Genomic DNA, 4,932 nt, shown 5'->3' with positions numbered 1-4,932 from the left:
ATTTATAATTTATATATGACAATAATGCGGATTGCTGTAACGGGCGGAATTGCTGCCGGAAAATCTACAGTAGTAAATCATTTGCGTTCGCTTGGCGCTTTTGTTATAGATTACGATGTTTTATCGCGCGAAGTTGTGAAGCCAGGAGGTTACGTATTTCAGCAAATCGTAAGCATTTTTGGGGAGAATGTCGTTCTGAATGATGGCTCTTTAAATCGCGAGTTTATTGCAAAGCATGTTTTTGGGTACTCCGATGAGAGTTATGCAAATCGTAAGAAGCTTGAGTCGCTTATTCATCCTGCTATTTATGATTGCGCAAAGCTCTTAGAAAGCAAGTATGAAAGCGAGTATATTAGTAAAATTTCTAAGGAAAATCGCAACGTGTTGGACAGTATAAATTCAGTTATTGTGCACGATATTCCGCTCCTTGCGCAAGTAATCGACAGCATTCCATTTAGTTTTGACCATATTATTACTGTTGAAGCGCCTCAAGAAATTCGCGTTAAACGAATGATAAGCGAGCGAAATATGACTGAGGATCAGGCTTTGGCGCGCATAAATAGTCAGCTTCCTAGTAAAATGCGAAAAAATATCGCAGATTTTGTAGTTGATTCCACTAAACCAATGGAATCGATGCTTAACAGTGTTGACAATACGCTAAAATCATGGTTGTGTGACGCAAACAATAAAAGCGCTGAAATGACGAAACTGGGGAAGTAAAAAACTGGGGAAGTAAATACATGTCGAATAAAATTCAGCGCACAAACAAGCCTTTTGTAGTAAAAGCGCCATACAAGCCTTCGGGCGACCAGCCGCAAGCAATCGAAGAGTTAGCAAATCGCATTGAAAACGGCGAAAACGACGTTGTTTTAATGGGCGCAACTGGCACCGGTAAAACTGCTACAACCGCTTGGCTGATTGAGCGTTTGCAGCGGCCTACACTTATTATTGAGCCGAATAAAACTTTGGCAGCTCAGCTTTGCGCGGAGTTTCGCGAGCTTATGCCAGATAATGCTGTGAGCTATTTTGTGTCTTACTACGACTACTATCAGCCAGAAGCGTACATTCCGCAAACAGACACGTATATTGAAAAAGACTCGAATATTAACGACGATGTTGAGCGTCTTCGTCACGCTGCTACAGCGAATTTGCTTACGCGCAGGGATTGCGTTGTTGTAGCTACTGTTTCGTGCATTTATGGACTCGGTACCCCAGAGGAGTATGCCGAGCGAATGCTTATGCTGAGTGTTGGGGAGCAGCTTGAGCGAGACGATTTATTACGTCAATTTGTTAGCATGCAATACAAGCGCAATGACATTGCGTTTACGCGCGGAACTTTTAGAGTGCGCGGTGACACGGTTGAGATTATTCCAGTGTACGAAGAATTAGCTGTGCGAATTGAGTTCTTCGGTGACGAAATCGACAGAATTACTATGTTACATCCTCTTACAGGAGAAGTAATTCGCCAGGAGAGTAGCGTTCATATTTTCCCAGCATCTCACTACATTGCAGGACCGGAGCGCATGGAGCGCGCGTTAGAGGCGATTGAAAAAGAGCGCGACGAGAGAGTAGCTCAGCTTAAAAAGCAGAACAAATTGCTGGAAGCTCAGCGTTTGGAAATGCGAACTACGTATGATTTGGAGATGCTCCGCCAGGTTGGAGTGTGCCCAGGAGTGGAAAATTATTCTAGGCATTTTGACGGCCGTGCGGCTGGCACGCCTCCGCATACTTTGCTTGACTTTTTCCCAGATGACTTTTTGCTTGTTTTAGACGAGTCACATGTAACAGTTCCGCAAATTGGAGCCATGTATGAAGGCGACGCTTCGCGCAAAAGAACGCTTGTAGAGCATGGCTTTAGGCTGCCTTCTGCAATGGATAATCGCCCGTTAAAGTGGAAAGAATTTTTGGAGCATGTTGGTCAAACTGTGTATCTTTCTGCAACGCCTGGAGATTACGAGCTTGGGCTTTCGGATGGCGTAGTTGAGCAGATTATTCGCCCAACTGGCTTGCTTGACCCTAAGATTGAGGTTCGACCTGTGGAAGGGCAGGTTGACGATTTGCTTGCGGAAATCAAGGCGCGAGTAGCAAAAGATGAGCGCGTTCTTGTTACTACGCTTACGAAGAAAATGGCGGAAGACTTAACTGATTACTTCCTTGAGCTTGGTATTAAAGTTGAGTATTTGCATTCGGATGTTGATACTTTGCGCAGAGTGGAGCTTTTGCGCGAGCTTCGCGAAGGAAAAATTGACGTGATTGTTGGCATTAATTTACTTCGTGAGGGTTTGGATTTGCCGGAAGTTTCGCTTGTTGCGATTTTGGATGCAGATAAGGAAGGTTTCTTAAGATCTTACCGTTCGCTTATTCAGACGATTGGTCGTGCTGCTCGTAACGTTTCTGGAACTGTTCTTATGTATGCGGATACTGTTACTGATGCTATGAGCAAGGCGATTAGCGAGACAGAGCGCCGTCGTGAAAAGCAAATCGCGTATAACAAGGCTCATGGAATTGATCCTAAGCCTTTGCGAAAGAAGATTAGTGATGTGAACGACATGCTTGCTAAAGAGGATGTTGATACTCAAACTTTGCTAGCAGGCGGTTACAGGAATGCTAATAAGGCTGGGAACTCGCATTATGGCGTGCCAAAAGAGCCAAATCTTGGGCAGCAAAGCAAAGAAAAGCGTATGGCGAATGTTTCTGAGTTGCCGCAAGACGATATTATGTCGTTGATTAAAAATTTGAATGAGCAGATGCATGTTGCTGCAGAGCAGTTGCAATTCGAGCTTGCAGCGCGTTTGCGCGACGAGATACGCGATCTAAAGAAAGAGTTGCGTCAAATAAGCGATGCTCAAAGTTAGAAAATAACTATTATTCTCAATTATTATTCAACTATTGTTCAAGCATTATCTGAGCGTTATACAAGTATTTTCTGCGATTTTATGTTATTTTTTGTGAGCGTTCACAAAACGCCGAATAAATACAATAAGCGGTCACAATACGTTGATACACTGGAAAGCGGAATTGGGCGTTTTATGGTTTCTATCATTAAATCGCTCATAAAAAATAAACAGAAATAGAAAATAGGTAGGCATTATGCGTAAAGCCAAAATCGTTGATACTATTGGTCCAGCTACCGAATCCTTGGAAGGTATTACCAAGCTTGTTGAAGCCGGTATGGATGTTGCTCGTTTGAACCGTTCTCACGGCACTCCTGAAGATCATTTGCGCGTTTACAACAACGTTCGTGCAGCTTCCAAGTCCACTGGCCGCAATGTTGCTGCTCTTGTTGATTTGCAAGGTCCAAAGATTCGCTGCGGTTGGTTCAAGAAGAACGCTGAAGGCGAAGATAAGGTTTATTTGGAAGAAGGTCAGGAGTTCATCATCACTACTGATGATGTTGAAGGTGACGAGCACCGCACTTCTACAACCTTTAAGGGCTTGCCAGGAGATTGCCACGCAGGCGACCCAATCCTTATCGATGACGGTAAGGTTCGTCTTGAGGTAACCAAGGTAGAAGGCAACGACGTTCACACTAAGGTTATTGTTGCTGGTCCAGTTTCCAGCCACAAGGGCATTAACCTCCCAGGTGTTGCAGTTTCTCTTCCAGCTTTGACTGAAAAGGATGAGGCTGATCTTCGTTGGGCTATTCGCACCGGCGCTGACATTATTGCTATGTCCTTCGTGCGTTTCGCTACCGATATTAATCGCGCTCACGAAATCATGGACGAAGAAGGTCGTCGTATTCCAATTGTCGCCAAGATTGAAAAGCCACAGGCTGTTGAAAACTTGGAAGAGATTGTTAAGACCTTCGATGGCATTATGGTTGCTCGTGGTGATATGGCTGTTGAAATGCCTCTCGAAGAGGTTCCACTGGTCACCAAGCGTTGCATCGAGCTTTCTCGTCGCTATGCAAAGCCAGTTATCGTTGCTACTGAAGTTCTTGGCACAATGGTTAACTCTCCAGTTCCAACCCGTGCAGAAGCTTCTGACTGCGCTAACGCTGTTCTCGACGGTGCTGACGCAACAATGACTTCTAACGAAACTGCTGTTGGTAAGTACCCAGATGTTACCGTAAAGACCATGTCCCGTATTTCTCAGTACGCAACTGAGCACGGCTATGATCGCATTCCTGCTGTTGAGCTTGATATGTCTAGCACCGGTGCTGTTTCTTCTGCAGCTGTTGATTTGGCAGATAAGCTTAATGCTAAGGCTATTGTTGCTTACACTCAGACTGGTCGCACAGTTCATCGTATTTCTCGTGAACGCCCAACCGCTCCAATCTTTGGCTTGACTAACAATGAGCACACTTATCGTTGGTTGGCTTTGAGCTGGGGCACTGAAGGCTTCTTGATTGATGAAGATTACCATGACATGAATCGTCACGATTTGATGATCTTCACTGACAAGGTTCTTCGCGAAGCCGGTAAGGTTTCCGATGGTGATCAGATTGTTATCTTGAGCACTGCTCAGGGTGAACGCCAGGCTGGTCGCACTGACTCCATCTACGTTCACACCGTCGGTGCTTGCGACTAATTGCTTGATTCTGCGTTTCTTGTACTAATACGCTAGTTCTTCTAGTTTAAGTGCATTTGCGCAGTAGTATAGTTTGCGTAATGCGCGCTAGCTGTTTTGCAGTTTGCGCGCATTATGTTATGTATGATCAATATTGTTGATTTGCGACACGCGCAAAACGCTTTAACTATTTGCATGTGGCTTAAAGTGTGCTATAGTCAACAAGTCGCAAAAAAATGCGGAAAATTAAAAATGCCCCTGTATCCCAATTGGTAGAGGAAACAGCCTCAAAATCTGTGCAGTGTGAGTTCGAGTCTCACCGGGGGCACGTGCACGACGTCGCTTAGCTTGCTAGGCGACGTTTTTATTTTATATTTTAATGTCTCGTACATAAACAATAAGCGCTGTCTCTTATACACATCT

The 4,932-nt window shown here is 44.6% G+C and carries 3 protein-coding genes and 1 tRNA gene; all 4 read left to right on the top strand.

Features of this window, described 5'->3' with window-relative positions; translation table 11 throughout:
- The first annotated feature begins 15 nt into the window (after positions 1-15).
- The 4 genes from coaE to A5295_RS04250 all read left to right on the top strand — a co-directional run bounded on the left by coaE (position 16) and on the right by A5295_RS04250 (position 4,837).
- Entirely contained in the window at positions 16-720 is a 705-nt protein-coding gene (gene coaE / locus A5295_RS04265) for a dephospho-CoA kinase (protein ID WP_064621814.1), read from the top strand.
- 20 nt (positions 721-740) lie between these two features.
- A complete protein-coding gene (uvrB, locus tag A5295_RS04260; RefSeq protein ID WP_064621812.1) occupies positions 741-2,855 on the top strand; it encodes an excinuclease ABC subunit UvrB in 2,115 nt (704 codons plus the stop codon).
- 235 nt (positions 2,856-3,090) lie between these two features.
- Entirely contained in the window at positions 3,091-4,530 is a 1,440-nt protein-coding gene (gene pyk, locus A5295_RS04255) for a pyruvate kinase (protein ID WP_064621810.1), read from the top strand.
- A 233-nt stretch (positions 4,531-4,763) separates the two neighbouring features.
- Positions 4,764-4,837: transfer RNA gene (locus A5295_RS04250), tRNA-Leu, on the top strand.
- Positions 4,838-4,932 lie beyond the last annotated feature (95 nt).

This window comes from Gardnerella sp. 26-12, assembly GCF_001660745.1.
GTDB classification, from domain to species: Bacteria; Actinomycetota; Actinomycetes; order Actinomycetales; family Bifidobacteriaceae; genus Bifidobacterium; species Bifidobacterium swidsinskii.
Note: the sequence above shows the minus strand (reverse complement) of the source record. Positions and strands in the feature narration are given on the sequence as shown.